4 protein-coding genes are annotated in these 3,189 nt (G+C 68.6%); 3 read left to right on the top strand and 1 reads right to left on the bottom strand.

Features of this window, described 5'->3' with window-relative positions; genetic code table 11:
* Positions 1-639 (bottom strand): condensation domain-containing protein (locus QMK34_RS47115; protein ID WP_326421556.1); only part of this gene is annotated, 639 nt, incomplete at its 3' end.
* A gap of 288 nt (positions 640-927) precedes the next feature.
* Here QMK34_RS47115 and QMK34_RS47110 point away from each other — a divergent pair.
* From QMK34_RS47110 to QMK34_RS47100, 3 genes are all read left to right on the top strand, one after another.
* Complete coding sequence (locus tag QMK34_RS47110; protein WP_326421555.1) at positions 928-2,154, top strand: cytochrome P450; 1,227 nt, start codon at positions 928-930, stop codon at positions 2,152-2,154.
* 5 nt (positions 2,155-2,159) lie between these two features.
* Positions 2,160-2,360 (top strand): ferredoxin, encoded by a 201-nt coding sequence (locus tag QMK34_RS47105; RefSeq protein WP_326421557.1) that lies wholly within the window; start codon positions 2,160-2,162, stop codon positions 2,358-2,360.
* Positions 2,361-2,481: 121 nt separating this feature from the next.
* On the top strand, positions 2,482-3,189 hold a 708-nt coding region (locus QMK34_RS47100), incomplete at its 3' end, for a hypothetical protein (RefSeq protein WP_326421553.1).

Genomic DNA, 3,189 nt, shown 5'->3' with positions numbered 1-3,189 from the left:
GAGTCTCGGCGCGCTCGGCCGGTCGTCGAACCGGTCCGTCCAGAAGTCCCGGTCCGCGCCGAACTGCGTGGAGCTCCGGTAGGCCAGCTCGTCCTCCACCAGTTCGCGCAGCGGGCCGAACGCGCCCTCGGCGGCGTCCTGCCCGGTCGCGAGCCGGGTGTAGACCTCGGCGACTCTGGCCGCGACGAGGCCGGCGCCGAACCCGTCCATCACCAGGTGGTGGTAGCGGTAGTAGAAGAAGAAACGCTCGGGCGCGACCTTCAGCAGCGCGAAGCGGTACAGCGGCCCCTCGAACACGTCGACCGGGGTCCGGGTGTCCGACCACATCCAGTCGAGCGCCGCTCGCGGCCCCTCGCCGGTGAGGTCCACGACGTGCACGGGCTGGGCCGACCAGTCGGTGACGGGCTCGATCACCTGCACGGGCCCTGAACCTTCGTCGGCGAACCTGGCTCGCAGCGCCTCGGCCTCGGTCACGACCCGGCGCATCGCCGCGGTGAACAGTCCGGTGTCGACCGCACCCGCGATGTCGAGGTACGCCGCCGCGTGAAAGGTCGCGTTCGGGCCGCTGAGGTCCTGGGCGTACCAGATCCCGGCCTGACCGGCGGTCAATGGCAGAACCGTGGCTGACGAGTCAGACATCTGTCCTCATTCCATTCAGTGCCATTTGGCGGATACCGGCCAGACTGGCTATGGATTCCTAAACTTCCAGACAAAGAACTACACGACCCGGCGACCGCTGTCGCGCACAGATACAACTTTCGGAAATGGCTCGGCGATATCGGGCGGCAATTCACTTTCTTCGAATTCCGGTGCTGTTGCAGCAAGCGGAAAGCGAGGGACGGCCCGCGCCGGTGTGTCCATACCATCGATGCCAGAGCTCCCCGCCCACTCACCGACCGAACACCACAAGGACAAGGGGTAACCCCGATGACAGAAGTCGCCACGGAGAAGCTGGCGAAATGCCCTGTCGCGCCACGAGGGTGGCCGAACCCGCTGCTGTCGGAGTACGACGAGCTGCCGCAGGGCCGTCCGCTGACCAAGGTCACCATGCCGTCGGGCAGCAAGGCGTGGCTGGTGGCCCGGCACGACCAGATCCAGCGGCTGCTGAACGATCCGCGGATGAGCGTGCAGCCGCACCCCACGTTCCCGATCAGGTTCGAGGCGCCGCAAGAGATCCTGGACATGATCAACCGGGACTCGCAGTCGTTCATGGTCACCATGGACGCGCCACGGCACACCACGGTCCGCCAGATGGCGTTGCCCAACTTCACGATCCGGCGCGTGCGGAAACTGCGCGCCAGGGTGCAGGAGCTCATCGACACCCACCTCGACGCGATGGAGGCGGGCGGCGGGCCTGCCGACCTCGTGCGCTCGCTGGCGATCCCGATCCCCGCGCAGGTGATCTGTGAGCTGGCCGGGATCCCCGACGAGGACCGCGCCCAGTTCCAGCACAACGCGGCCGTGCTCGTCGGCACCCGGCACTCGTACACGATGGAAGAGAAGATGGCCGCGAACGACGGCCTGATGGAGCATTTCGACCGGCTGGTCACGGAAAAGCAGAACAACCCCGGTGACGACATCATCAGCCATTTCATCGTCCGCAACCGCGAGACGCAGGAATTCGACCACCGCGGCCTGATCCTGATGACCAAGATGCTCCTGATCGCGGGCTACGAGTTCATCGTGAACCGGATCGCGCTCGGCACCCAGGCCCTGCTCGACCACCCCGAGCAGCTCGCCGCGCTGCGGGCCGACCCCGCGGGGGTCGCGCTGGGGACCGTCGACGAGGTGCTGCGCTACTTCAGCCTGGTCGACGAGATCATCGCCAGGGTCGCGCTCGCCGACGTCGAGATCGACGGCGTGACGATCAAGGAGGGCGAGGGCATCCTCGTGCTCAAGGGCCTCGGCGACCGCGATCCGGCCGTCTACGAGGACCCGGACGCCTTCGACATCCACCGCGACGCCCGCGACCACCTGGCCTTCGGGTACGGCATCCACCAGTGCCTCGGCCAGCACGTCGCCCGGCTGGTGCTCGAACTCTGCCTGGCGACGCTGGTCACCCGCTTCCCGAACCTGCACCTGGTCGAGACCGGCGAGCCCATCCAGCTCGTCGACGGACTCCCCCCGGTGCACAAACTGATGGTGGGATGGTGAGCCGGATGAAGGTCCACGCGGATCGTGCCCGCTGCATCGGGGCCGGGCTGTGCGTGCTCAGCGCGCCCAAGGTGTTCGACCAGGGCGACGACGACGGCCTGGTGGTCCTGCTGGCCGAGTACCCGGCGGCGGCCGACGCCGCCGACGCCCGGAAGATCGCCGACCACATCTGCCCGTCCAAGGCGATCAGGATCTCCGAGGACTGAGCACCGCACCAGAAGGGCCGTGGCCTGGTACCGCGACGCGGCATCAGACCACGGCCCCTTTTCGTGAAATCCCCTTTCTTTTCCGACAGTGCCGGCGCCGCCGAGAAGTGGACGAGGTCGTATGACGAAGCTCAAGGGATGGAAGACGCTCAAGGACGACGGCCGGTCCGAGCTCGTGCTCGCGGTCGATTTCGCCACCACCGGCCGGTCGGATTCGAGTTTCTCGGATCTCGCCCCCCGGCTCGGCGGCCCGGTCGCCGTGTGGGAGACACGCCAGCCCGCGGACGGGGCGAACCTGACCGCGGCCGGTTACCTCGATCTGTGGGCGGCCGAGGTGACGGCGAGCGGGCGCGAGGTGCGGGCCGTGCTCGGCTACTGCGCGGGCAGCATGTTCGCCGGTGAGCTCGCCGCGCGGATCGCCGAGCGGCAGGGCAGCGCGCCCGCGCTCGTGGTGTTCGACCCGGAACCGCCGACCCCGGCGAGCCTGTACCGGGACTTCGACGCGATGATGAACCAGTTCGCCTCCCTCCTGTCCCCCGACGAGGTCGCCGCGGCTCAGGCCGAGGGCACCGCGGCCCGCGACGGCGCGCACGACTTCGCCACCTGCGGCGCCGAACTGGTCCGCGTCTTCGGAGCACACGCCGGTTCGGCGTTCGCCCGTGCGGAGCTGGACGCCGACATGCTCGACGAGTTCACCGACGTGTTCCGCTCCTTCGTGTCCTATTTGGACGCGGCCCGGCAGCTCGACCCGGCCCAGGCCTGGGCGGATGCCACGGCGGTGAGCTCGCGGACACCGACCGAGGGCGCGAAGCTCGCCGCCCGTGTGGTG

The sequence above is a fragment of the Amycolatopsis sp. H20-H5 genome (genome assembly GCF_035828755.1).
In the GTDB taxonomy this organism is placed as follows: Bacteria; Actinomycetota; Actinomycetes; order Mycobacteriales; family Pseudonocardiaceae; genus Amycolatopsis.
The sequence above is the reverse complement of the archived record's forward strand: the minus strand, read 5'-3'. Positions and strand labels throughout refer to the sequence as shown.